The organism is Enterococcus sp. DIV2402 (assembly GCF_017426705.2).
Lineage (GTDB): Bacteria > Bacillota > Bacilli > Lactobacillales > Enterococcaceae > Enterococcus_F > Enterococcus_F lowellii.
The window spans coordinates 1,423,421-1,448,147 of sequence record NZ_CP147251.1; the positions used below are offsets into that span (position 1 = coordinate 1,423,421).

A 24,727-nucleotide genomic window follows, 5' to 3' on the forward strand; every position below is an offset into this window, starting at 1 on the left:
AACATCCTAATCAGATAGGATGTTTTTTTGCTTTTTTGTCAACCTTTTGAGGCACATACATGAATAGGGTATTTTTTAGACAGTTTGTTCTACCGGTTCTTCTTGATGGATAACTGCTTTTGTTTGCCAAACACCAGAACGCCAACGCCGAATCATTAAGATGCTGCGCAACGCCTCGTCAATTGCATAGGCAATCCAAACGCCAACTAAGCCCCAATGTGCAACAATCGCTAGAGCATAAGAGAAAGGTAAGCTAATTGCCCATAAAACAATTAAGCTACAAATAAGTGGGAATTTCACATCACCACTGGCATTCAACGCACCAACTAAAATCATATTGACCGCACGAGCAGTTTCTAGAATAATCTCTACTAAGAAAACTTCGCGAGCAATCGTAATAATTTCCTCATTGGTTGTAAAAATATGCATGATTGGTTCGATAAAAACAAACGTTAATAAACAAATAGCTAGTGAAACAATCATTCCGATAATCACTGTTCGCATGCCACGTTTTGACGCGCGATCAAATTGACCAGCGCCCACATTTCGACCAACCATAATTTGATTTCCTTGGCTAAGAGAAGCAGCTACCAGATAAACAAACTGAGAAATAGCTGTAATATAGGATTTAGCAATCAAGACACTAGAACCTAAAGAAGCAACAATCATCGTTACGACAATTTGCGCTCCTTGATAAGAAAGTGTTTCACCTGAAGATGGTAAACCATAAGCCAAAATTGATTTAAGAATAGGGAAGGAAATCTTTTTTGGACGAATGGAACGAATGGAAAAACCAATATATTTTTTCAGTAGGATAAAAGCAATGATTAAACCAATTGTGTTACCAAAAACACTTGCAAAACCTAAACCAGTTACACCAAAATTGGGTAATCCAAATGGTTGATACAGAGCAAAATAGTTACCGATAACAGCTAAGATACTCGCCGTCATAGGAACCAATAGAGCGGGTTTGGTAAAACTGTGTGTACGTAGTACGGCGATGATAACAGCCGTGATTGCCGAAATAAACAGGCTGCCACCGTAGACTTGTAAGTAGCCTTTTCCGATTTCGATTAGTTCCATATCCAAGTTCATGAAACTTAGTAAGGCTGGTGAAAATAAAATAAAAACCAAACTGATAAGTAATCCAATACCTAGTGAACCAAATAATGCCGTATTGATTACTTCTTGTATTTCTTTGCGTTTTTTTGCACCGATTAATTGAGCGATAATAATTTGTGTACCAACTGTAATAAATCCGTAGACAAAAACTGCTAAATATAATAGCTGATTTGCGGCTCCAACTGATGCAACAGCAGGTTCAGAATAATGAGAAATCATCCAGACGTTGATATTACCAATTACAACTCGTAAAAATAATTCAATAAAAATTGGCCAACTTAAAAAGAATAATTCACTATCTGAAGCGTTAAAAAATCTTTTTCTTGTCAAAAACATGCGCCTCTCTTATAGTTAATATTTGTGATGTCTTGGAAATTTTACAAGATACGATTTAAAAGTCAATATGTAATTCTTATTTTTTGTTAGAAAGCAAAACGTTAGACAGAAAAAAGAGAAGGCAGTAAAGTATGACTTACTTAGTTGAAAAGTGGAGGGAAAAATTAAATGTATGATGTAATCGTTATTGGAGCAGGTCCTGCAGGGATGACTGCTGCATTATATGCTTCTCGTTCAAATTTATCAGTAGTGATGATTGAACGTGGCGCACCTGGTGGACAAATGAATAATACAGCAGAAGTTGAAAACTATCCAGGATATGAAATGATTTTAGGTCCAGAATTAGCAGAAAAAATGTATGATGGTGCCACAAAATTTGGTGCTGAAAATGCTTATGGTATCATACAAGAAATTAAAGATTGCGGAGATTACAAAGAGGTCGTGGCGGGTGATAAGACTTACCAAGCAAAAACAGTAATTATCGCCACAGGTTGTGAGCATCGTAAATTAGGTGTTGCTGGCGAAGATGAATTTGCTGGTCGCGGTGTTTCTTATTGTGCGGTTTGTGATGGTGCATTCTTCCGTAATCGTAAATTATTAGTCGTTGGTGGTGGTGACTCTGCAGTTGAAGAAGCGATTTATTTAACACAATTTGCTTCAGAAGTTGTGATTGTTCATCGTCGTGACGAATTACGTGCTCAAAAAATTATCCAAGACCGTGCGTTTGCTAACGAAAAAATTTCATTCTTATGGGATTCTGTTGTAGAAGAGATTGTTGGAAATGACATGGTTGTGACAGGTGCTCAAATTAAAAATGTGAAAACGGGCGAAGTACATGAAGAAGCTGCGAACGGTATTTTTATCTATGTTGGGTTGGATCCATTGACAGAACCCTTCAAATCAAGCGGTATTACGAATGAAGAAGGTTGGATTCCAACAGATGAAGACATGCGTACATTAATTCCTGGTATTTTTGCAGTTGGAGATGTTCGTGAAAAAAACTTACGTCAAATTACGACCGCTGTAGGTGACGGTAGTGTTGCTGGACAAGAAGTATTTAACTACCTTGAAGCACAAAAAGATGTGAAAAAATAGGAAAAATTGAAAGAATTTGGAAAGAATACAGGATGTTATCTGAAAAAACAATGAAAAAATTGTTTTTCAAATAACATCCTACTTTTTTTAGATGAATTGCGCTACAAGGCTTTTAGTCACCTATCAATAATGATATAATCGTTATGAAAAATTAATTTGGAAGAGGTGCTTTGTATGTCTTGGGAAGTAACTTACGAACAATGGAAAAATCAAGAGAATCTTGATGAGAACTTAAAGAAACAGTTACAAGATTTAGAAGGTCAAACACAGGAATTGGAAGATGCGTTTTACGCACCTTTAGAATTTGGAACAGCAGGTATGCGAGGCGTACTTGGACCTGGTATTAACCGAATGAACCTTTATACAATTCGTCAAGCAACAGAAGGATTAGCGCGCTTCATGAATAAACAAGATCCCGATACCCGACGTCGTGGTGTAGCAATTGCTTATGATTCAAGACATTTCTCACCAGAATTTGCGATGGAAGCAGCAAAAACATTAGCCAAACATGATATTCCGTCTTATGTATTTGAAAGCTTACGCCCAACTCCAGAATTATCTTTTGCGGTTCGATACTTAAAAACCTTCACAGGAATTATGATTACAGCATCACATAATCCATCAAATTATAATGGATATAAAGTGTATGGTGAAGATGGGGGACAAATGCCACCTGCTGATGCGGATGCGTTAACTTCTTTTGTACGTGAAATTGCCAATCCATTAGAAGTTCCTGTGTTATCCGAAGAAGAAGCTAAACATAGTGGTTTAATTAATATTATTGGCGAAGAAGTCGATAATGCGTATCTAAAAGAAGTAAAAAGTGTCACGATTAATCATGAATTAATTGAAGAAATGGGCGATAACTTAAAATTAGTTTATACACCATTACATGGTACTGGAAAAATGTTAGGAGAAAAGGCTTTGAAACAAGCTGGTTTCCATCAATTTGTTTTAGAACCAGAACAAGCCATTGCTGATCCAAACTTTAGTACAGTTAAATCACCAAATCCAGAAGAACATTCTGCATTTGAATATGCTATTCGCTTAGGCGAAAAAGAAGGCGCGGATTTATTGATTGCGACTGACCCAGACGCAGACCGTTTAGGTGCAGCTGTTCGTTTGCCAAATGGCGAATATCAAGTATTAACTGGTAATCAAATTGGGGCTATTTTAATTCGTTATATTTTAGAAGCGCACAAGCAAGCTGGTACGTTGCCAGAAAATGCAGCTGTCTTGAAATCAATCGTATCTAGTGAATTACCAACAGCGATTGCGAAAAGCTACAATACAACGATGTTTAACGTATTAACAGGCTTTAAATTTATTGCTGAAAAAATTCAACAATTTGAAGAAGACCATTCGCATACCTTTATGTTTGGTTTTGAAGAAAGCTATGGTTATCTTGTAAAACCATTTGTACGCGATAAAGATGCCATTCAAGCATTAGTCTTATTTGCAGAAGTTGCTGCTTACTACAAAAAAGAAGGCAAAACGGTTTATGATGCCTTACAAGAAATTTTTGCAGAATATGGTTACTTTGCAGAGAAAACAATTTCTGTGACTATGAGTGGTCAAGAAGGTGCTGCAAAAATTACGGCTTTAATGAAAACCTTCCGTGAAAAAGCACCTGCCGAGTTTGCTGGTGTGAAAGTTGTCCAAACCGAAGACTTCAAACTATTGACACGTCAAAAAGTAGATGGCACAACAGAAGAAATGACAACACCGCCTTCAGATGTATTAAAATATGTGTTAGAAGATGAGAGCTGGATTGCCGTGCGTCCATCTGGAACTGAACCAAAAATTAAATTCTATATTGGCGTAAAAGCAGACAGTGATGCTAATGCAACACAAAAAATCGCCGACTTAGAAGCAGCAATCAATGAAATTACTGGCGCTTAGTAGTATAATAAGCAAAACTATTTTTTGAATTGTTGCATACACCATGAATCATAAAGAAACTCTGGGACAACAATCATTTGATTATTGTCCCAGAGTTTTTGAAAAGAGGAGGATTATATGGAAAAACCTGCTATTTCTGAAATTGAACGTGTCAGTCGGATTTTTAAAGTTCTAAGTGATGTTACTCGTTTAAAAATTGTTTTATCTTTAGAAGCTGGCGAACGGAATGTTACCTCAATTGCTGAAACAGTTGAGATGGAACAATCAGCTGTATCCCATCAACTAAAACTGCTGCGAGAAAATAACGTAGTTAAATCTAGACGTGAAGGCAAAACAATTTTATATAGTTTAGACGATCATCACGTTTTAGATATTTTAGAACAGACTTTTCGCCATATTCGACATTTATAAAACTAAGGAACTTTCGATAACAGAAAGTTCTTTTTTTTTTATGTGATATTTGGTATGCTAGTAATTAATTATGAGAAAAAAATGAAAGTGTTTTAATGACGCTTTCAGTTAGGAGTTTTTATGAAGGATCATTTACGTATAGGTATTCTAGGATTAGGCGTTGTCGGAAGCGGAACAATACAAGTGTTAGCTGCCCAACGAGCGAAAATAAAAGAACAAACCGGGATGAATGTGTCTATCGTCAAAGCTTTGATACGACCAGCAGAAGATAAGAAACAATTTGCAGATGAACATGGTATCGAATTAACTTCAGAATTAGCAGATATTGTGGAAGATGCTACTTTAGATGTCGTGATTGAGTTGATTGGGAAAGTTCATCCAGCGAAAGAATTCATTGCACAAGCCTTAAAAAATGGCAAACATGTTGTGACTGCCAATAAAGATTTAATTGCGCAGCACGGTGTGGAATTAGTTGAAATAGCCAAAGAGAATAATGTCTCATTATTTTACGAAGCAAGCGTAGCTGGAGGTATTCCAATTTTACGTACGTTAACAACGAACTACTTAGCTGATGAAATTACCAATATTCGTGGGATTGTTAATGGAACAACAAACTATATGTTAACAAAAATGTTAGAAAATGGAACATCTTATGAGGAAGCTTTAGCCCAAGCCCAAGCATTAGGGTTTGCGGAATCAGATCCTACCAATGACGTGGATGGGATTGATGCAGCATACAAAATGGTCATTCTGACCCAATTTGCTTACGGAATGGACGTGGCATTATCTGATTTAGAAATTCAAGGAATTCGTGGTCTATCAGATAAAGATGTCTTGCAAGCACAAAAATTTGGTTATGAAATCAAATTAATTGGTGAATCAGTAAAAGCCGACGAAACGATTTCTGTTTCAGTTGGTCCAGCATTAGTTCCCAAAACACATCCATTAGCATCCATTAAAAATGAATTTAATGGAGTGTTTATCAACAGCACGGGAATTGACCAATCCATGTTTTATGGACCAGGTGCTGGTTCATTACCAACTGCAACAAGCGTTATTTCAGATGTTGCAGCCATTGCAAAAAACATCAGTTTAGGGATTGATGCGCCACAATTCAATGAATATCGTCGACCATTACAATTAACTGCGCCAGAAGCTAATTATGCAAAATATTATTTTGCGGTAACAACTTCAGCAGACTTTACAGCTGATGCATTAACAGCCTTGTTGGCAAACGAAAAGGTACAAATCAATGAGTTAGCACAAGAAATAGGAGAGACGAACCGTTTCATGGTAATTACTGAAAGTATCAATCGTTTACAACTAGCTGCAGTTGAAGCAGCAATAGCAAAACAAGGAACATTAGAACGAAGAATGAGGGTAATGGAGGCATAAAAATGAAAATTCGAGTTCCAGCAACCAGTGCCAATTTAGGTCCTGGATTTGATTCATGCGGAATCGCACTGTCCATGTACTTATCTGTTGAGGTACTTGGTGATAGTGATCAATGGAAAATCACTCATACATTAGGAGACGCTATCCCTTCTGATGAGAAAAATTTATTGATTCAAACTGCTTTGAAGCTTGCGCCTTCATTAGCACCAAAAAAATTAAAAATGACTTCAACTATTCCATTAACTCGTGGTTTAGGAAGTAGTTCTTCTGTGATTGTAGCAGGAATCGAATTAGCTAATCGTTTGGGGAATTTGCAGTTATCAGAAAATAGAAAAGTAGAACTTGCGACCCAAATTGAAGGGCATCCAGACAATGTAGCGCCAGCAATTTGTGGAGATTTTGTTGTCGCTTGTCATTTTTCAGAACGCCAAGAAAAAAGCGTGAATTATGTTAAACACTATTTCCCTGAAACAGATATTATCGCATTTATTCCTAATACGGAATTATTAACCAGTAAAAGTCGGGGTGTATTGCCAGAGACATTACCGTATAAAGAAGCAGTAAAAGCCAGTGCTATCGCCAATGTGATGATTGCAGCTGTTTTAAATGGGAATTTACCTTTGGCTGGTAAAATGATGCAAGAAGACCTTTGGCATGAGGTATATCGAGGAAAATTGGTACCACATTTATCAGATATCCGCCAAATTTGTAAAGAAGAAGAAGCCTATGGTTGTTTCTTAAGCGGTGCGGGTCCGACGATTTTAATTTTGACCCCAGCTGAAAAGACAGAACGTATCATGAAATTATTGAATGCTTTAGATTCACGCGCACAAGTCGAACATTTATCCATTGATCGTGAAGGTGTTCAGGTTTTCTAGAAAAGAATTGACAAAACATAATTACTCGCTATACTTAAAGTAATTTAAATAAAAAACGCTTTGAAAAGAAGAGTACAAATTGATGAATTTTAAGAGAGCTTCGTTAGGTGAGAAGAAGTAAGGAATTAATTTGGAAGATGGTCTTTGAGCAAATAATTGTGAGAAGCAATTATCGGGTGAGCCCGTTATAGCTCCTCAGTATGTTGGTACTGGTAGAGGCTATTTGCTGCAAAGTGATAGCGAAAAAAGGTGGTAACACGCAATTAAAACGCGTCCTTTCTGTAACGGAAAGGGTGCGTTTTTTATTATATAAAAAAGGAAAAGGGGAATTGGATATGGAATTTGAAACAAAGTGTTTACATGCTGGTTATGAACCAAAAAATGGAGAACCTCGTGTGGTACCAATCGTGCAAAGCACAACGTATAAATATGATTCAGCAGAAGAAATCGGGCAATTATTTGATTTAAAAGCATCAGGTTATTTTTATACACGTTTAGCAAATCCAACGACGAATGCTGCAGAAGAAAAAATTGCAGCACTTGAAGGTGGTGTAGGTGCCTTGTGTACGTCTTCGGGACAAGCAGCAACCTTTTTTGCTGTCTTAAATATTTTAGAAGCAGGCGATCATTTAGTTTCAACAACTTCAATTTATGGTGGTACCTATAATCTATTTGCGCATACATTGAAAAAAATGGGCATCGAAGTAACTTTCATCGATCAATGGTCTTCACTAGAAGAGTTACAGCAAGCGGTTCAGCCAAATACGAAAGCTATTTTTGCAGAAACAATCGCTAATCCGGCGTTACATGTCTTAGATATTGAAAAATTCGCAACGTTAGCGCATGAAAATCAACTTCCGTTATTGGTTGATAATACTTTTGCCACGCCTTATTTCTGTCGACCGATTGAATATGGCGCAGACATCGTAATTCATAGTACAACAAAATATTTAGATGGACATGCTGTGCAAACGGGTGGGGTCATTGTTGATAGCGGTAAATTTGATTGGAATAATGGCAAATTCCCGCAGCTATCAACACCAGATGTGACGTATCACGGATTAGTTTATACAGAAGCTTTTGGTCCAGCAGCCTATTTAGCGAAAGCGCGTGTACAGTTAATGCGCGATTTAGGTGCAACACCTTCGCCACAAAATTCCTTTTTATTAAACTTAGGGATGGAAACATTGGCTGTTCGGATGGATCGTCATTTTGAAAATGCTAAGAAGGTGGCTGAATTTTTACAAGAACGCCCAGAAGTGAGTACGGTAAGCTATCCAACCTTGGCAACTGACCCTAGCTATGAATTAGCACAAAAGTATTTGCCTAATGGCTTGTGTGGCGTAGTTTCTTTTGAGATTGCTGCAGGTAAAGAACAAGCAGCTAAATTCTTAAATGCGTTAACGTTGGTTTCTTTACAAGTACATGTGGCGGATATTCGTACTTGTGCGCTTCATCCAGCTACTTCAACACATCGTCAGTTATCTGAAGAAGAATTAAAAGAAGTGGGTATTTCAGCAGGATTGGTTCGCATTTCTTGTGGAATTGAAAATATTAATGACATTCTTGTTGATTTACAACAAGCACTGGAACAATTGGAGGGTTAGTCGATGCCAATTAAACTTCCCAATGATTTTCCTGCTAAATCAGTTTTAGAAAAAGAAGACATTTTTGCGATTGAAGAAAAACGTGCTACGCAACAAGATATCCGTCCGCTACGTTTACTATTATTAAACTTAATGCCCAATAAAATTGATACGGAAATTCAATTGCTTCGTTTAATTAGTCAAAGCCCTTTGCAAATTGATGTAGATTTTTTAAAATTAGTCTCACATACACACAAAAATACCAGTCCGAACCATCTGTCAAAATTCTATTTATCGTTTGAAGAAATTAAAAATGCCTGTTATGACGGGTTAATTATTACCGGAGCACCTGTTGAAACATTGCCGTTTGAAGAAGTGGATTATTGGCAAGAACTTGTTAAAGTTATGGATTGGAGTCAAACAAATACAACTTCTGTGATTCATATTTGTTGGGGAGCTCAAGCAGGATTATATCATCATTACAAAGTAGAAAAAATTCAATATGAACAAAAATTATTTGGCATTTACCCACAACGTTTAAATATAAGTCATCGTTTATTCCGCGGATTTGATGATATTTTTATGGGACCACAATCACGCTATACAGGGATTGATGAAAGTCAAATTCAAGAAGAACAGTTGCGAATCGTGGCAGCAAACGATGAAATTGGCGCAACGATTTTGATTTCAACCGATGACCATAATATTTTCTTATTGGGGCATTTTGAATATGACACCGATAGTTTACAAAGAGAATACTTACGTGACCAACAGCGTGGATTAGCGACTAAACTGCCTGTCAATTATTTTGAGGACGAAGGATTGACTAAAGTAACGAATTGCTGGCGAGGCAACGCACATTTGCTGTATCATAATTGGCTGAATGATGTTTATCAAATGACGCCCTATCATTTGGAAGACATTCCCAAGTTACGTGCCAAAAAATCATAATAAAAAAATTCCGTGAACCATGGTTTACGGAATTTTTAGCATGTTGTTAATCATCATCAGTTGCATAGTAACTATGATCTTCTAGATTTAATTTATTTAAGATAATCGAAGCCGTTTCTTCAATAGATAAAGTTGCGACATTAATCACTTCACAGCCTAATTTTTTATATAAGTCATGAGCAAAAGCTAATTCTTCTTTGATACGGTCAATATCAGAGTACGCTGTATCGGGATTTAAACCATACGCAATCATCCGTTTTTTACGAATGCCATTCAACACATCAGGATCATTTGTTAAACCAACAATTTTTTTAGGGTCAATTTCCCATAATTGTTTTGGAATATGCGCTTGAGGAACTAATGGCAAGTTTGCAACCTTTAAGTTTTTGTTGGCTAAGAATAAACTTAGAGGCGTTTTAGAAGTACGTGAAACGCCTAATAAAACTACATCAGCTTCCAAGAAACCACGTGGATCTTTCCCGTCATCATATTTGACCGCAAACTCCATGGCTTTAATTCGTTTGAAATAGTTTTTATTTAGATGATGCAAAGCACCTGGTTCACGTGTAGGAGCAACACCGGTCCGTCGTTCAACTTCAGCAACAGGTGGTGTTAATACGTCAAAGTGATACAAGCCACTTTCTTCACAAAAATCATGCGTCAATTCAACTAAATCTTCATTAATTAATGTGTGTAAAATAACGGCATTATGTTTTTTTGCATCTGCTAAAGTTTTAAGCAGCGTGCTTTTAGTTGTGATAAAAGTTCGGCGAAACATTTCAAATTTTACCGATGGATATTGAGCCATCGTTGCTTGCGCTAATTTAGAAGCTGTTTCACCAGCAGAGTCTGAAATAACGAAAAAGGTTAAGAGCGACTCTTTTTTTTCTTCTGTCATAAAACGATCCCTCACTTGCATTTTAATTAATCTTATTATACCATACACTCATTAAAAATAATCGGAATGATTTTGGTTTGGAGGGATGGAAAGTGAAAAATCAAACATCCATTGAGCAGGCGTTGCAGACATTAAAAGACAACGGTTTGAAATATACAAAAAAAAGAGAAGCGATGATTGCTTATCTTGCAAAAGCAAATCGTTATGTTCCTGCTAAAGAATTACATGAGTATATGTCCATAGAATATCCAGGCTTAAGCTACGACACTATTTATCGCAATTTACATGACTTCTCAGAAATTGGCATTTTAGAAGAAACTGAATTAAACGGTGAAATGAAATTCCGATTCCATTGTTGTTCACATGGTATCGAACATCATCATCATCATTTTATTTGTACCATTTGTGGCAAAACAAAAGAATTATCGATTTGTCCCATGGATTTTTTTCAAGACCAATTACCTGGTTGTACAATTGAAAGTCACCGTTTTGAAATTTTTGGTCGCTGTGAAGAGTGTCAACCTGTGTAAATGAACTTTTTTTCAGAATTTTTCAGAAATAATGAGAGAATTCAGAAAAATTTTTGAAAAATCTCATTATTTATCAGAAGTTTTTAGAAGAACGACTTGACACGCTTTCTTCACTTAGCTATAATTTTTAAAGGACAGTATTGTTATAAGATATTTTATTTCTATGACAAAAACGGTTACTATTTGAGCTCGGAGGGAGGGAATTTACATGTCAAAAACAGTCGTTCGTAAAAACGAATCTCTTGATGATGCTCTTCGTCGCTTCAAACGTTCCGTTTCAAAAGCAGGTACGTTACAAGAATCACGTAAACGTGAGTTTTATGAAAAACCAAGCGTGAAACGTAAGAAAAAATCTGAAGCAGCTAGAAAACGCAAGAAATTCTAATTTTAATTTTTAAGTTTTCTGTTGTGAGAAGTGGAGCTGGTAGTGTGTCACTACTTAGTAAACTGAACGATGATATGAAGACGGCGATGAAGGCAAAGGAGAAAGAGACCTTGCAAGTCATTCGCATGCTGAAAGCATCGTTACAAAATGAACAGATCAAGGTCGGTCGTGACTTAACAGAAGATGAAGAGTTGACGGTTTTATCTCGTGAGATGAAACAACGACGTGATTCTTTGACCGAATTTGAAAAAGCAGGTCGTGAAGACCTCACAGAAAAAGTCAAAGGTGAAATTACAATTGTTGAACAATATCTACCTGCACAATTAACCGATGAAGAAATTCGTCAAATTGTTGTAGATGCGATTGAAAAAACTGGTGCTACTTCACCAAAAGAATTTGGTAAAGTAATGGGTCTAGTGATGCCTCAAGTAAAAGGTAAAGCAGACGGTAACCAAGTAAATGCAGTCGTCAAAGAATTATTAACTGAAAAGTAATGAATCCGTCGCAGGCAAGCAATTGTCTGCGGCTTTTTTGTTTCGTAATAAAAACCTTAAAAGACTCTCATACAAAAAGCAGAAGCGATTTTTCTTTTATCTATTGTATGGTATTATTAGAGTGAATGTAGATAAAAAGGAGAGAGAATTTTTTTGACAGAAGAGCAAGTATCTTTAGAAATTAAATTAACTGAAGCTGATGATGCCAGCATGTTATTTGGAACACACGATAAACATATTAAAGTGATTGAAGAAACAACACAAACGATTATTCGCACACGCGGAGAAATCATTCAAATCAAAGGGAACCAAGAGAAGATTGAGCAAGCAGCAGCGGTTATCGGTGCCTTGCAAGAATTGATTAAGCGTGGCATTCAAGTGCATACACCTGATGTTGTAACAGCACTAAAAATGGTATCAAAAGGCAATACAACGACATTTATTGATATGTACGAAGAAGAAATCATCAAAGATCGTAATGGTAAGCCGATTCGTGTAAAAAATGTCGGTCAAAAAAAATACATTGATGCGGTACGTACGCACGATGTCACATTTGGAATCGGTCCGGCAGGGACAGGGAAAACGTTCTTAGCTGTTGTTTTAGCAATTGCAGCGTTAAAAAAAGGGCAAGTTCAAAAAATCATTTTAACTCGCCCAGCTGTTGAAGCTGGCGAAAATCTTGGTTTTTTACCTGGAGACTTAAAAGAAAAGGTAGATCCTTATTTACGTCCAGTTTATGATGCCTTGTATCAAATTTTTGGCATGGAACACACGAATCGACTTATGGAACGTGGGGTCATTGAAATTGCACCTTTAGCTTACATGCGTGGACGAACATTAGAAGACGCTTTTGTAATTTTAGACGAAGCTCAAAATACAACAATTGCTCAAATGAAAATGTTCTTAACACGTTTAGGCTATAACTCAAAGATGATTGTCAATGGGGATACTAGCCAAATTGACTTGCCTAGAGGCGTTACGAGTGGGTTAGTCCACGCAGAACGTACGTTGCACAAAATTAATAAAATTGCTTTTGCTACATTTACAGCAAGTGATGTTGTACGTCACCCAGTTGTAGCAGAGATTATTCAAGCATATGATGAGGCGGAAATACGAGAAGTGAAATAGTTTTGTTATCTAGGAGGGGAAATAGATGATTATTCAACCTTTAAGAAAAATACGTGAAAAACTAGGGAGATTTTTCGTACCGCTAGTACTCCTAATTTTTTTCATTTTTATGATTGGTTTAGTATTTTCTAGTGTGAAACAACGTGCCGTCGATTATAAAGAAGGACAAGTAGCTGAAACAAGTATTCGTGCCAATAAAACCATTGAGAATACCTCCGCTACGGAACAAAAACGAAAAATTGCTGCTGAAGCGGTTATCCCAGAATATACGTACCAAGAAGATATTGCACAAAAGCAACATGAATTGATTCAACATCTTTTTCAATTAGTTGGAAAAGTAAAAGAAGATAGCGAAGCAGAAAATAAAAAACGAGAAGCGGATGCTAAAGAGAATCAAACAGTGCAAAAGGTGACCGTGGATGAGCAAATTGCTGCCTTGAAAAAAGAATTTGAACAGATTGATTCAGATGATTTAAGTTTCTATCAACGAGTAAGTAATAGCTTTTTCCAAATTGTTTTTTCTTTGAGTTCCGAAGCGTTAGAAACGGTCCAAAATGAAACCCTTACTTTACTTGATGAACAAATGAGTAAACAAGTTCGTCAATCAAACCTTGCAGAAGCCCGTAAAGATGCGGAAGAAAAAGTTGGATTTTTGGATGTGACCAGCAATCAAGCGCAAGCCATTCGTTTGATGCTTAATCAGGGAATTGTGGTCAACACGTTCTTAAATGAACGAAAAACGCAAGACTTACAAGAAGCAGCCAAAGAAGCCGTTCAGCCAGTAATGATTTACCAAGGTGAAATTATTGTTCGTGAAGGTTCACAAATTGATGCCAACGCAATTGAAAAATTAAACTTGTTAGGGATGACTAGTTCCAATGCCTCATTGTTTCCACTGGTAGCATTAGTAATGACTATTTTGCTACAAATCATGGTCTTACTTTATTTTGTAAAACAATGGTCTGATCGAGAAAGACGCGAAAATTATTTGACGTTTTATGCAGTAACCATGGTTTTGAGTATCTTGGTCATGAAATTTTTCCAGGTATTCCAAACAGAGGCAGTTCCTTTTATTCCACTATTTTATCCAGCTGCATTTGCTCCATTAGTGTTAAGTTTATTCTTAAATAGACGTTTGGGGATTTTAGCAGCAGCGTTTCAAGTAGTGACAGCGACGTTTATTTTCTATCAATCAATTGATACCAATCTTTTAACTATCATTTTAGTTTCTTATATGTTTTCAGGAATTATGGGCACTGTTTTGGCAAGAAAACGAATTGTCGATCAAGGAACTAAAGCGCTAGTATGGGTGGTTATTTTCCCATTCTTAATTAATTTGATTTTGGTGATTTTTCAAGGGATGAGTTTTTCAAATGGTCGGACCTGGATTGCATTGGCATGTGGCTTAGCGGGTAGTATTTTCTCATTATTATTAACGATTGGGTTACATCAATACATTGAGTTATTGATTACAGACGATAGCGTGATTATTTTGAATGAATTAAGTAATCCAAATCATCCGTTATTAAAGCAATTGTTAGAAGAAGCACCAGGAACATATCATCACAGCATGATGGTTGCTAACCTAAGTGCAAATGCAGTAGCAGAAATTGGGGGGCATTCGTTATTAACTCGTGTGGCATGTTATTATCATGATATTGGAAAACTAAAACATGCCAACTTCTTTGTGGAAAATCTACCTGCTGGGGCAGAAAATCCACATAATTTCTTGTTGCCAGCTGATAGTAAACAAATCATTTTTGGACATGTAATTGATGGGGCGGCATTACTTGAAGAGAAAAATATGCCACAAATGGTTATTGACATTTGTCGTCAGCATCATGGAACCACATTGATGAAATTTTTCTATATTAAAGCGAAAGAACGTAATGCAGAAGTAACAGAAGAAGAATATCGTTATCCTGGTCCAATCCCGCAAACACGTGAAGCAGCAGTGGTTAGTATTGCCGATAGTTGTGAAGCAGCAGTACGAGCAATGGAAAATCCAACCAATGAAAAGATTCGTCAGTTCGTTTCTAACTTAATTACTGATCGGATTTTAGATGGCCAATTAGATGATTCTGGTTTGACTCTCAAAGAAATTAGAATTATTGAAAATTCATTAGTGAATGGTCTATGTAGTACATTCCATTCAAGAATTAAATATCCAAAAATGAAATCAGAAGCAGAGAAAATGAAAGAAGAACAAGAAAGAAGAGAAGAATGATGGAGATTACCTTTATTGATGAAACAAATGCTGTTTCAAACGACAAAGTGGCAGATATTGAATCGTTGCTTCAGTTTGCGGCCGATTATTTAAAACTGCCCGAAGAAACTGAGATGTCCGTCACATTTATGGATAATGCCGCAATTCAAGTCATTAATCGCACGTATCGTGACAAAGATGCACCGACTGATGTCATTAGTTTTGCAATGGAAGAAGAGGGCGAAGATGAATTGCCGATTATTTTTGATGAAGAGGATGACTTTGAATTAGATATGCCACGTACGTTGGGGGATATTATGATTTCAACAGAGCGAGCACAAGAACAAGCACAAGAATATGGCCACAGTTATGATCGTGAATTAGGTTTTCTAGCATTGCATGGTTTTTTGCATATCAATGGTTACGATCATATGACACCTGAAGATGAGAAGGTAATGTTTGGACTACAAAAGGAAATCTTGGATGCCTATGGACTTGAAAGATAAAAAACAAAACATTGAAAAAAACAAGCATTTTATTAATTCAGTGGAATTTGCTTTAACAGGGATTAAAACTGTTTATAAAGATGAGCGTAATATGCGTAGTCATACCGTCGTTGCTATTTGTGTCATCTTGTTGGGATTTATTTTTCGATTAAGTCAACAAGAATGGTTGTGGGTACTTTTAAGTATTTTTTTGGTGATAATTATGGAAATCATCAACACAGCCTTTGAAAATGTAGTAGATATGGTGACGAATAAACATTTTCATCCATTAGGAAAAAAAATTAAAGATATGGCTGCTGGTGCAGTATTAATTACGTCCTTATTTGCTTTGCTAATTGGCGCAATTATTTTTCTGCCAAAACTTATTCAGCTAGTTTTTCATTAGGAAAGAGGAAAAAATTATATGACAGAACATAAATCAGGGTTTGTTGCAATTGTTGGTCGCCCGAATGTTGGAAAATCAACACTTTTAAATCGCATTGTTGGGCAAAAAATTGCGATTATGAGTGACAAAGCTCAAACAACTAGAAATAAAATTCAAGGTGTCTATACAACACCAGATACGCAAATTGTCTTTATCGATACACCTGGAATTCATAAACCAAAACATCGCTTAGGTGATTTTATGGTAGAAACAGCTTATAGTGCCTTACGTGAAGTAGATGTCACTTTATTTATGATTAGTGCTGATCAAAAGCGCGGAAAAGGCGATGACTTTATTATTGAACGTTTGAGAAAAAGTGACGTGCCGGTCTTTTTAATCGTCAATAAAATTGATAAGATTCATCCTGATGCGTTATTAGAAACGATTCAAGACTACACAAGTCAAATGGAATTTGCTGAAGTTGTTCCAATTTCAGCAACAGAAGGAAACAATTTTGAGACACTCATGGATGTTTTAGTAGAACAAATGCCAGAGGGACCACAATATTTCCCTGACGACCAAATTACGGATCATCCAGAATACTTTATTGTTTCTGAATTAATTCGTGAAAAAGTGTTATTACTAACACGTGATGAAGTACCGCATTCTGTTGCGGTAGTTGTTGATTCAATGAAGCGTAATGAAAATGATAAAGTTCAAGTGCAAGCGACAATCATTGTTGAACGTGATAGCCAAAAAGGCATTATTATTGGAAAAGGCGGAAAAATGCTGAAAGTTATCGGTACCAAAGCACGTCAAGACATTGAACATCTATTAGGCGATAAGGTCTATCTAGAACTATGGGTTAAAGTTCAAAAAGATTGGCGTGACAAACAAACGTATTTGAAAGATTACGGTTACCGCGAAGACAATTATTAATCGGTTATGGCGAGATAGATCTCTATGGAGAATTTGTCTCGCTTTTCTTTCCAAAGGAGGGGAATTTGATGGGGATTGCCGAATCAAAAGGGATTTTGCTTTTTAGTAAAAATCATAAAGAAAAAGATAAATTAGTCAAAATTTTTACTGAATCTGCAGGCAAGCAAATGTTTTACGTTAAAGGGGCACATCGTAAAAATAATCCGCTAGCACCAGCATTACTCCCTTATACAGAAGCTGTTTATATTGGTAAATTCAATAGCGAAGGGTTGTCTTTTTTGAATGCGGCAAAAAATATCCATGCTTATCGTAATATTCAAGCAGATATTTTTTTAGCGGGATATGCAACGTATATGATGAATTTAGTGGACGCAGCGATTGAAGACCATGTGTATGATCCCAATTTATTTCATTTTTTGGAACAAGCCTTAATGATGTTAGATCAGGGAAATGATGGCGAAATTTTAACCAATATTTTTGAAATTCAATTATTGCAACGTTTTGGAATTACCATTAATTGGCAAAAATGCGCGGTCTGTGGAGAAACGCAGGGTAAATTTGATTATTCTTCAACATATAGCGGTGTTTTATGTGAACGCCATTGGGACAAGGATCCCCATCGTTATCATGCAGATCCAATCGCCATTCATTTTATCCGCATGTTTTCTCAAATTTCTTATGAACATATTCAATCCATTGAACTAAAATCAGAAACCAAAGCATTAATTCGACAAACGATTGATGCTTTGTATGAAGAATATGTCGGCGTGAACTTAAAAAGTAAAACGTTTATCGATCAAATGGGTAAATGGGAAACAGTCTTTCAAACGCCCGATAAAACGACGAACGTTTCACACAATGAGTGATTGTGTGAAACGTTTTTTTGTTTGTAATAACCGAATGAATTTACAGAAAATTACAAAATTTAAGGAGTAAATATTGACCTTTGCTTAATTTATCTTTATGATACTCTTAATACATTTTTATTGAATTTTAATTGTTAGGAGTGGGATTTTGGAAAATCTGTTTTCAGTATTAAGACCCGAAGAACAAATAGCATTACAACTTAGAGGATTGTATCAATTTCATGGTTTTCAACTTTACCATCTTAGCAGCTTTGAAGAATATGAATTATATAGCCAAAATAAAAAGTTTTTGAATGAAGCTGAAGTAATTACGTTCACTGGTGGCGATGGTCGCATTATGGCATTGAAACCCGACATCACGTTGTCAATTGTCAAAAACACACCTCCTGGAGAAACGAGAAAAATTTATTATTATGAGGATGTGTATCGTCACGATCGTCAAAATGGCGAATATTTACGTATCCATCAAACTGGTCTGGAATTTATTGGTGAGATTGGTCAGCAAGAAGAATTAGAAGTATTGCATTTAGCTTTAGAAAGCCTTTCAGTTGCAGGTGGTGGTGTGTTAGATGTCTCTCATATCGGTGTACTTAAAGCGATTTGTGGCTTATTTCCTGTTGAAAAACATGATGAAGTGATTAAAGCACTGCAACAAAAAAGTCCCCATGTTATTCGTAGTTTAGGAGAAAAAACAGGAGTTCCTGAAGAGAAACTGATTCTTTTGGAAGAACTTATCACATTATGTGGTGATTTTAAGCAAACGTATGCTAAAGCATCAGCTATTTTTACCAATCCAGTGGCTATTTCTGCAATTGAAGAACTAAAACAATTATATGACTTGTTAGAAAAAGAAGGCCGTCTTCCGAAAAATGTGAAAATTCGTTTAGACTTCTCAATTGTAAATGATGCCGATTATTATAGTGGGTTACTGTTTCAAGGGTTTGTAAAAAAAGTCAATCAAGCCGTATTATTTGGTGGTCGCTATGATTATTTATTACAAAAACAAGATAAAGCACAAGGCGGTATCGGTTTTGGAATGTATTTAAACAATCTAGGACGCTCTGTGGAAGTTCCTGAAGAGACAGACGACTATTTATGCTTTGCGTTGCCAAAAGGGCGTATGGCGAATTCTGTGTACCAATTATTAGTCAATGCTAATTTAGCAAGCGCCAATATTTTTGAAGATAACCGCAAATTGATTTTTGTCGATGAAAAGAAGAAGTTGAAGTTTTTCCTAGTTAAACCAAGTGATGTTGCCATTTATGTGGAACATGGCGTGGCAGACATCGGTGTTATTGGTAAAGATGTCTTAGACGAAACAGAACCGAATGTTTTAGAGCTATTAGATTTAGGTATGGGGAAATGTAAAATGGCAGTTGCTGCACATAAAGATTTCAAACAAGATAACACACGTACGTTGCGTGTAGCGACTAAATATGCCAATACTACCCGTAAATATTTCAGTCGTTTGGGACAATCCGTCGAATTAATTCAATTACATGGTTCGATTGAACTAGCACCATTGTTGAATTTATCAGATGTAATTGTTGATATTGTCGAAACGGGCACTACTTTACGTGAAAATGATTTGACGGTGATTCAAGATATCGCCCCCTCTTCTGCGCGATTGGTTGTTAATCATTCAACTTGGCGTTTTAAAGAAGAAACGATTCAGACTTTGTTAGAGAAGGTGAAAGAACAACTATGATAAACATTCGTACAACAAAAGAAGAAACCATCGAACAATTAGTTCAACGAAAAGCTGGCGAAAGTCAAGATGTTTCTAAAGTCGTAGCCCAAGTCTTAAACGACATAAAAGAGCGTGGCGACGTAGCATTAAAAGAATATACAAAAAAATTCGATCAAGTTGAATTAACTGAATTTAAAGTTAGCGACAGCGAATTTACAGAAGGATTAGCAGAAATCACTTCTGAATTTCTAACTATTTTAGAACAAGCCAAGCAAAACATTACAAATTTCCATGAAAAACAAGTGCAACGCGGTTTCATTTCAACGAATGAGCAAGGAATTGTGATGGGGCAACGTGTTTTACCTTTAGATACAGTAGGGGTCTACGTACCAGGAGGAACAGCTGCTTACCCAAGTACTGTCTTAATGGATGTTTTACCAGCTAAAATTGCTGGTGTCGGAAAGATTGTTATGATTACGCCACCAAATAAAGCAGGAAAAATTCCGCCAGCTATTTTAGCAGCGGCTAAAGTTGCCGGGGTGGATGCTATTTATAAAGTTGGTGGTGCACAAGGTGTGGCTGCATTAGCTTATGGTACAGAAACAATTCCCAGTGTAGATAAAATTGTTGGTCCAGGAAATATTTATGTGGCGACTGCCAAACGTATGGTTTATGGTTTAGTCGATATTGATATGATTGCTGGACCGAGTGATATTTTAATTGTTGCTGATGAAACGGCGAACCCCAAATGGTTAGCAGCAGATTTATTGGCACAAGCGGAACATGATACTTTGGCACAAGCTGTTTTAGTAACAACTAGTGAGGAAATTGCAAAAGCAGTTCAAGAAGAATTACGCCAGCAATTAGCTGTTTTACCACGTAAAGAGATTGCGCAAGCTTCCATTAAAAACAACGGTAAAATTATTGTTGCACAGTCTTTAGATGAAGCACTGATCTTAGCGAATCGGATTGCACCAGAGCATTTAGAGTTGTGTGTCGCTGAACCATTTGCTTTATTAGGAAAAGTCAAACACGCAGGCAGTGTCTTTTTAGGCCATCATACACCAGAAGTATTAGGAGATTATTTTGCTGGACCTAATCATACTTTACCAACAGAAGGCACAGCACGTTTTTATTCGCCGCTTTCTGTCGATGATTTTATCAAGAAAAGTAGTTATTTATATTATTCAAAAGAAGCGTTACAAGCCTCTGCTGAGCAAGTCATTGCTTTTGCCGAAATGGAAGGGTTAGACGGGCATGCCCGTTCAATGGCAGTGCGAAAGGAGAGCAATCAATGAGTTTTTTAGATAGTCAATTTCAACATCTGGTACCGTATGTACCCGGTGAACAGACACGGACAAAAGTTATTAAATTAAATACCAATGAAAACCCCTATGATCCGCCACAAAATGTGATTGAAGCGGCCAAAGAAGCAGCTAAAACATTAAGCCGCTATTCCGATCCGACATGTCTACAAGTGATTCAACCATTGGCGAAACACTTTAACGTGGCACCAGAAAACATCTTTTTGGGGAATGGTAGTGATGAAGTATTGTTCTTTCTTTTTCAGGGATTTATGGAAAAAGGCGTGCAATTCCCAGATATTACGTATGGTTTTTATGAAGTCTATAGTGATTTATTCCATTTAAAGACGGAAATCATTTCATTAAAAGAGGATTTATCCATTGATTTAGCAGAATACACGGGAGAAGCAACAGTCATTATTGCCAATCCTAATGCGCCGACTGGCCTAATGATAGCCCCAGAAGTTATTTGTACATTTGCTAAAAATAATCCCCAACGTTTAATTATTGTTGATGAAGCCTATAGTGATTTTAGTGAAGCATCATTAGTTCCTTATCTTGAAGCGCATCCAAATATTTTAGTCGTAGGTACTTTTTCGAAATCACGCCATCTAGCAGGCGCTCGCTTAGGGTACGCGGTGGGTTCGAAGCAATTGATTGAAGACTTAAATAAATTAAAATTTAGTCATAATCCCTACAGTGTGAATGCAATGACGTTAGCTTGTGGCGAAGCTTCTTTACAAGCACAGGACTATGTAGATGAATGTACCCAAAAAATTATTGCTACACGTAATTGGACGCAACAAGAATTACAAAAATTAGGTTTTGAAACCACGAATAGTCAGACTAATTTTGTTTTTTGTCAACATCCAACCGTTGCTGGCGAGACAATTTTTAAACAATTAAAAGAAAAAAATATTTTGGTTCGTTGGTTTAATAATCCACGGATTGCCAATTATTTACGAATTTCAATTGGAACGCCAGAAGAAATGGCAACTTTGATTCAAGCAATCAAAGAAATCGAAGGAGTGGACATATGAGAACAGCTTCAGTTACTAGAAATACCACAGAAACAAAAATTGAACTTACTTTAACCATCGATGGTACTGGACAACAAAAATTTCAAACAGGCGTAGGTTTTCTAGACCATATGTTAGAACTATTTTGTCGTCATGGACGTTTTGATATTGAACTTGTTTGTGATGGTGACGTTCATGTTGATGCACATCACACCACTGAAGATGTTGCGATTGCATTGGGTCGTGCTTTTTCAGATGCTTTAGGGGAGCGTCGCGGAATTAAGCGTTATGGAAGTTTCTTGTTACCGATGGATGAAAGTTTGGTGATGACAGCCATTGATATTAGTGGTCGTGGAATCGCAGTTGTTAATTTAGATATTCCAAGTGAAAAAATCGGCACGCAATTTGATACGGAATTAGTGGAAGAATTTTTCATTGCCTTTGCTCGTGAATTAGGTGCAGCTATTCATTTCCATCAATTTGCTGGTAAGAACAGTCATCACATTGTTGAAGCCTGTTTCAAAGGTTTTGGTCGTGCTTTGGGCCAAGCAACAAGTATTGATGAAGTGGCTCCAGATGAAATTCCATCAACGAAAGGCACAATTATTTAGGAGGCAGGATATGATTGCAATTATTGATTATGGTGTAGGCAATTTGTTTAGCTTGTCGCGTTCATTAGAATATTTAGGTATTGAAAGTACCATTACCAATGATCTTGAACAATTAAAAGCTGCTGACCAAATTATTTTACCAGGCGTAGGGGCCTTTGGTGATGCCATTCAAAAATTACGTGAGCATCAATTAGAAGAACCCATTAAACAACTAGTGAAAGACGGCAAACCGTTAATGGGAATTTGTTTAGGGATGCAACTTTTATTTGAAAAAAGTACGGAATTTGGTGAGCATCGAGGATTAGGACTGCTTTCAGGCGAAATTGTTTCTTTAAAAGAAATGTTACAAGATAAAAATCTGACCTTAAAAGTACCTCACATTGGCTGGAATGAATTGCTTGTTAAAAAAGAGAGTGTGTTACTTAAAAACTTTAGTGTCGGTGAACAAGTCTATTATGTTCACAGTTTTTATGCAACAAATTGTGACGATAGTCTAGTTGCGACGAGTGAATATGGTATCGAAGTTCCGGGATTGGTACAAAAAGGCAATGTCTATGGCGCACAATTTCATCCAGAAAAAAGTGGAACAGTTGGATTACAAATGCTTAAAGCATTTTCGGAGGTGAAAGAATGAAAATTTTTCCAGCGATTGATTTATTAAACGAAAAAGTCGTGCGTTTGTATCAAGGGGATTATGACCAACAAGAAGTTTTTGGCGAGGATCCGGTTGCTTTTGCCAAGTCTTTTGAAGAAAAAGGAGCGAAATATTTGCACCTAGTCGATTTAGATGGAGCAAAAGACGGCGCTTTGCGTTATTTTAAAACAGCAGAAAATATTGTGAAAAATACCAATTTATTTGTGGAAGTCGGTGGTGGTATTCGTGATGAAGCAACGATTGAACGTTGTTTAGCAGCGGGTGTTCATCGTGTAATTATTGGCACTTTACCACAAAAAAATCCAACATTAGCTAAAGAACTCATTCAAAAATATGGCGATAAGATTGCTGTTGGCGTAGATGCTCGCGATGGCAAAGTTGCTGTTGAAGGTTGGTTAGAGACTACAGAAACAGATGCGTTTGATTTTTGTAAAGAATTGGCATCATGGGGAACAAAAACGATTATCTTCACTGAAATCTCACGGGATGGAACTGGACAAGGCATTAATATTCCGTTATATCAACAGTTATTACAAATTGAAGGTGTTGAATTTGTCGCTTCTGGTGGTGTCGCAACCTTAAATGACATTACATCTTTAAAAGAGCTTGGTATTCCAAGTGCGATTGTAGGTAAAGCCTTATATAAGGGAGATTTAAAATTAGAAGACGTCTTGAAAGAAGCGGAGGAATAATATGATTTCAAAACGAATTATTCCTTGCTTAGATGTACGTGATGGACGTGTAGTAAAAGGAGTTAATTTTGCTGGTTTAAAAGATGTTAATGATCCAGTGACGTTAGCCAAATTTTACAACGAACAAGGAGCAGACGAATTAGTCTTTTATGATATTACTGCTTCAGCAGAAGGGCGAGGCTTATTTACAGATATACTTCAAGCTGTTGCATCAGAAGTATTTATTCCTTTAACTGTTGGTGGGGGGATTAATGAATTAAAAGATTTTGAGCGCGTTTTAAATTGTGGAGCTGACAAAGTAAGTGTAAACTCTGGGGCTATTCGTAATCCGCAATTGATTGCAGAAGGTGCCAAGCGTTATGGTAGCCAATGTGTCGTTTTATCTGTTGACATTCGACGTGTAGGAGATGCATGGCATGTGTTTGCAAAAGGCGGTCGTGAAGACACAGGAATCGATGCGTTAGAATGGATTCGTCAAGGTGAAGCATTAGGTGCTGGCGAATTAGTCATCAATAGTATGGATACAGATGGGGTAAAAGAAGGTTTTGATTTGCCTCTATTACAAGCGATTACCGAATTTTCTTCCGTACCGATTGTCGCTTCTGGTGGCGCCGGTAAAGCAGAAGACTTTATTGAATTATTCCAACTACCCAATATTGAAGCCGGACTAGCCGCTTCCATCTTTCATTATGGGGAAGTTAAAATCCCTGATTTGAAAGCAAAGTTAGCTCAAGAACACATTGCAGTACGATTATAGGAGATGA

Annotated in this window: 25 protein-coding genes and 1 other annotated feature; of the genes, 23 read left to right on the forward strand and 2 right to left on the reverse strand. The window is 36.7% G+C overall.

Annotated features, from left to right (window positions below):
• Window positions 1–75 precede the first annotated feature (75 nt).
• Window positions 76–1,458, reverse strand: a complete 1,383-nt coding sequence (locus tag DOK78_RS06955; protein ID WP_207941047.1) for an MATE family efflux transporter — start codon at window positions 1,456–1,458, stop codon at window positions 76–78.
• 168 nt (window positions 1,459–1,626) lie between these two features.
• On the opposite strand from DOK78_RS06955, the gene trxB reads away from it, so the two are divergent.
• From trxB to DOK78_RS06990, 7 genes are all read left to right on the forward strand, one after another.
• Window positions 1,627–2,553 (forward strand): thioredoxin-disulfide reductase, encoded by a 927-nt coding sequence (gene trxB / locus DOK78_RS06960; protein ID WP_207941046.1) that lies wholly within the window; start codon window positions 1,627–1,629, stop codon window positions 2,551–2,553.
• A gap of 174 nt (window positions 2,554–2,727) precedes the next feature.
• On the forward strand, window positions 2,728–4,455 hold the full coding sequence (locus tag DOK78_RS06965; protein ID WP_207941045.1) for a phospho-sugar mutase: 1,728 nt from the start codon (window positions 2,728–2,730) through the stop codon (window positions 4,453–4,455).
• Between the two features lie 117 nt (window positions 4,456–4,572).
• The gene (locus DOK78_RS06970; RefSeq protein WP_207941044.1) at window positions 4,573–4,866 is read left to right on the forward strand and encodes an ArsR/SmtB family transcription factor; all 294 of its coding nucleotides are present in this window, start codon (window positions 4,573–4,575) and stop codon (window positions 4,864–4,866) included.
• A 120-nt stretch (window positions 4,867–4,986) separates the two neighbouring features.
• The gene (locus tag DOK78_RS06975; RefSeq protein WP_207941043.1) at window positions 4,987–6,261 is read left to right on the forward strand and encodes a homoserine dehydrogenase; all 1,275 of its coding nucleotides are present in this window, start codon (window positions 4,987–4,989) and stop codon (window positions 6,259–6,261) included.
• A gap of 2 nt (window positions 6,262–6,263) precedes the next feature.
• Window positions 6,264–7,139 carry a homoserine kinase gene (gene thrB / locus DOK78_RS06980; protein ID WP_207941042.1) on the forward strand — a complete coding sequence of 292 codons (876 nt, stop codon included), beginning with the start codon at window positions 6,264–6,266 and terminating at the stop codon, window positions 7,137–7,139.
• A gap of 51 nt (window positions 7,140–7,190) precedes the next feature.
• Window positions 7,191–7,420: a binding site (T-box leader), on the forward strand.
• 54 nt (window positions 7,421–7,474) lie between these two features.
• A complete protein-coding gene (locus DOK78_RS06985) occupies window positions 7,475–8,746 on the forward strand; it encodes an O-acetylhomoserine aminocarboxypropyltransferase/cysteine synthase family protein (protein WP_207941041.1) in 1,272 nt (423 codons plus the stop codon).
• 3 nt (window positions 8,747–8,749) lie between these two features.
• A complete protein-coding gene (locus tag DOK78_RS06990; protein WP_207941040.1) occupies window positions 8,750–9,676 on the forward strand; it encodes a homoserine O-succinyltransferase in 927 nt (308 codons plus the stop codon).
• Between the two features lie 46 nt (window positions 9,677–9,722).
• Here the strand turns inward: DOK78_RS06990 and DOK78_RS06995 are convergent, their stop codons facing one another.
• Window positions 9,723–10,574 (reverse strand): pyruvate, water dikinase regulatory protein, encoded by an 852-nt coding sequence (locus DOK78_RS06995; protein ID WP_207941039.1) that lies wholly within the window; start codon window positions 10,572–10,574, stop codon window positions 9,723–9,725.
• A gap of 92 nt (window positions 10,575–10,666) precedes the next feature.
• Between DOK78_RS06995 and DOK78_RS07000 the strand changes: the two genes are divergently transcribed.
• The 16 genes from DOK78_RS07000 (at window position 10,667) to hisF (ending at window position 24,720) form a co-directional block, all read left to right on the forward strand.
• Complete coding sequence (locus tag DOK78_RS07000) at window positions 10,667–11,104, forward strand: transcriptional repressor (protein ID WP_207941038.1); 438 nt, start codon at window positions 10,667–10,669, stop codon at window positions 11,102–11,104.
• A gap of 208 nt (window positions 11,105–11,312) precedes the next feature.
• On the forward strand, window positions 11,313–11,489 hold the full coding sequence (rpsU, locus tag DOK78_RS07005) for a 30S ribosomal protein S21 (protein WP_002356740.1): 177 nt from the start codon (window positions 11,313–11,315) through the stop codon (window positions 11,487–11,489).
• Between the two features lie 44 nt (window positions 11,490–11,533).
• Window positions 11,534–11,983 carry a GatB/YqeY domain-containing protein gene (locus DOK78_RS07010; protein WP_207941037.1) on the forward strand — a complete coding sequence of 150 codons (450 nt, stop codon included), beginning with the start codon at window positions 11,534–11,536 and terminating at the stop codon, window positions 11,981–11,983.
• A 153-nt stretch (window positions 11,984–12,136) separates the two neighbouring features.
• Window positions 12,137–13,111 carry a PhoH family protein gene (locus DOK78_RS07015; RefSeq protein ID WP_207941036.1) on the forward strand — a complete coding sequence of 325 codons (975 nt, stop codon included), beginning with the start codon at window positions 12,137–12,139 and terminating at the stop codon, window positions 13,109–13,111.
• A gap of 25 nt (window positions 13,112–13,136) precedes the next feature.
• Window positions 13,137–15,338, forward strand: a complete 2,202-nt coding sequence (locus DOK78_RS07020) for an HD family phosphohydrolase (RefSeq protein ID WP_207941035.1) — start codon at window positions 13,137–13,139, stop codon at window positions 15,336–15,338.
• The gene (ybeY, locus tag DOK78_RS07025; RefSeq protein ID WP_207941469.1) at window positions 15,338–15,823 is read left to right on the forward strand and encodes an rRNA maturation RNase YbeY; all 486 of its coding nucleotides are present in this window, start codon (window positions 15,338–15,340) and stop codon (window positions 15,821–15,823) included. Before DOK78_RS07020 ends, ybeY begins: the two co-directional genes overlap by 1 nt.
• A complete protein-coding gene (locus DOK78_RS07030; protein ID WP_207941034.1) occupies window positions 15,801–16,208 on the forward strand; it encodes a diacylglycerol kinase family protein in 408 nt (135 codons plus the stop codon). The genes ybeY and DOK78_RS07030 overlap by 23 nt, the downstream gene beginning before the upstream one ends.
• An 18-nt stretch (window positions 16,209–16,226) precedes the next feature.
• A complete protein-coding gene (gene era, locus DOK78_RS07035) occupies window positions 16,227–17,126 on the forward strand; it encodes a GTPase Era (RefSeq protein WP_207941033.1) in 900 nt (299 codons plus the stop codon).
• A 68-nt stretch (window positions 17,127–17,194) separates the two neighbouring features.
• Window positions 17,195–17,992: a DNA repair protein RecO gene (gene recO, locus DOK78_RS07040; protein ID WP_207941032.1), complete on the forward strand. Its 798-nt coding sequence runs from the start codon at window positions 17,195–17,197 to the stop codon at window positions 17,990–17,992.
• Between the two features lie 148 nt (window positions 17,993–18,140).
• Complete coding sequence (gene hisG / locus DOK78_RS07045) at window positions 18,141–19,700, forward strand: ATP phosphoribosyltransferase (protein WP_207941031.1); 1,560 nt, start codon at window positions 18,141–18,143, stop codon at window positions 19,698–19,700.
• Window positions 19,700–20,980, forward strand: coding sequence for a histidinol dehydrogenase (hisD, locus tag DOK78_RS07050; protein WP_207941468.1), 1,281 nt, complete (start codon window positions 19,700–19,702; stop codon window positions 20,978–20,980). The genes hisG and hisD overlap by 1 nt, the downstream gene beginning before the upstream one ends.
• Window positions 20,977–22,026, forward strand: coding sequence for a histidinol-phosphate transaminase (gene hisC / locus DOK78_RS07055; RefSeq protein ID WP_207941030.1), 1,050 nt, complete (start codon window positions 20,977–20,979; stop codon window positions 22,024–22,026). Before hisD ends, hisC begins: the two co-directional genes overlap by 4 nt.
• On the forward strand, window positions 22,023–22,616 hold the full coding sequence (hisB, locus tag DOK78_RS07060) for an imidazoleglycerol-phosphate dehydratase HisB (protein WP_207941029.1): 594 nt from the start codon (window positions 22,023–22,025) through the stop codon (window positions 22,614–22,616). The genes hisC and hisB overlap by 4 nt, the downstream gene beginning before the upstream one ends.
• A gap of 10 nt (window positions 22,617–22,626) precedes the next feature.
• Entirely contained in the window at window positions 22,627–23,250 is a 624-nt protein-coding gene (gene hisH, locus DOK78_RS07065; RefSeq protein WP_207941028.1) for an imidazole glycerol phosphate synthase subunit HisH, read from the forward strand.
• Window positions 23,247–23,963, forward strand: a complete 717-nt coding sequence (hisA, locus tag DOK78_RS07070; protein ID WP_207941027.1) for a 1-(5-phosphoribosyl)-5-[(5-phosphoribosylamino)methylideneamino]imidazole-4-carboxamide isomerase — start codon at window positions 23,247–23,249, stop codon at window positions 23,961–23,963. The genes hisH and hisA overlap by 4 nt, the downstream gene beginning before the upstream one ends.
• Window position 23,964: 1 nt before the next feature.
• Window positions 23,965–24,720 carry an imidazole glycerol phosphate synthase subunit HisF gene (hisF, locus tag DOK78_RS07075; RefSeq protein ID WP_207941026.1) on the forward strand — a complete coding sequence of 252 codons (756 nt, stop codon included), beginning with the start codon at window positions 23,965–23,967 and terminating at the stop codon, window positions 24,718–24,720.
• Window positions 24,721–24,727: the final 7 nt, after the last annotated feature.

Coding starts and splice junctions, on each gene's coding strand:
- hisH (WP_207941028.1), top strand. CDS start 22,627: ATGATTGCAATTATTGATTATGGTGTAGGCAATTTGTTTAGCTTGTCG.
- rpsU (WP_002356740.1), top strand. CDS start 11,313: ATGTCAAAAACAGTCGTTCGTAAAAACGAATCTCTTGATGATGCTCTT.
- ybeY (WP_207941469.1), top strand. CDS start 15,338: ATGGAGATTACCTTTATTGATGAAACAAATGCTGTTTCAAACGACAAA.
- hisB (WP_207941029.1), top strand. CDS start 22,023: ATGAGAACAGCTTCAGTTACTAGAAATACCACAGAAACAAAAATTGAA.
- hisC (WP_207941030.1), top strand. CDS start 20,977: ATGAGTTTTTTAGATAGTCAATTTCAACATCTGGTACCGTATGTACCC.
- DOK78_RS06965 (WP_207941045.1), top strand. CDS start 2,728: ATGTCTTGGGAAGTAACTTACGAACAATGGAAAAATCAAGAGAATCTT.
- DOK78_RS06990 (WP_207941040.1), top strand. CDS start 8,750: ATGCCAATTAAACTTCCCAATGATTTTCCTGCTAAATCAGTTTTAGAA.
- DOK78_RS06985 (WP_207941041.1), top strand. CDS start 7,475: ATGGAATTTGAAACAAAGTGTTTACATGCTGGTTATGAACCAAAAAAT.
- DOK78_RS07030 (WP_207941034.1), top strand. CDS start 15,801: ATGCCTATGGACTTGAAAGATAAAAAACAAAACATTGAAAAAAACAAG.
- recO (WP_207941032.1), top strand. CDS start 17,195: ATGGGGATTGCCGAATCAAAAGGGATTTTGCTTTTTAGTAAAAATCAT.
- DOK78_RS06995 (WP_207941039.1), bottom strand. CDS start 10,574: ATGACAGAAGAAAAAAAAGAGTCGCTCTTAACCTTTTTCGTTATTTCA.
- hisF (WP_207941026.1), top strand. CDS start 23,965: ATGATTTCAAAACGAATTATTCCTTGCTTAGATGTACGTGATGGACGT.
- hisA (WP_207941027.1), top strand. CDS start 23,247: ATGAAAATTTTTCCAGCGATTGATTTATTAAACGAAAAAGTCGTGCGT.
- DOK78_RS07020 (WP_207941035.1), top strand. CDS start 13,137: ATGATTATTCAACCTTTAAGAAAAATACGTGAAAAACTAGGGAGATTT.
- trxB (WP_207941046.1), top strand. CDS start 1,627: ATGTATGATGTAATCGTTATTGGAGCAGGTCCTGCAGGGATGACTGCT.
- era (WP_207941033.1), top strand. CDS start 16,227: ATGACAGAACATAAATCAGGGTTTGTTGCAATTGTTGGTCGCCCGAAT.
- thrB (WP_207941042.1), top strand. CDS start 6,264: ATGAAAATTCGAGTTCCAGCAACCAGTGCCAATTTAGGTCCTGGATTT.
- DOK78_RS06970 (WP_207941044.1), top strand. CDS start 4,573: ATGGAAAAACCTGCTATTTCTGAAATTGAACGTGTCAGTCGGATTTTT.
- DOK78_RS06975 (WP_207941043.1), top strand. CDS start 4,987: ATGAAGGATCATTTACGTATAGGTATTCTAGGATTAGGCGTTGTCGGA.
- DOK78_RS06955 (WP_207941047.1), bottom strand. CDS start 1,458: ATGTTTTTGACAAGAAAAAGATTTTTTAACGCTTCAGATAGTGAATTA.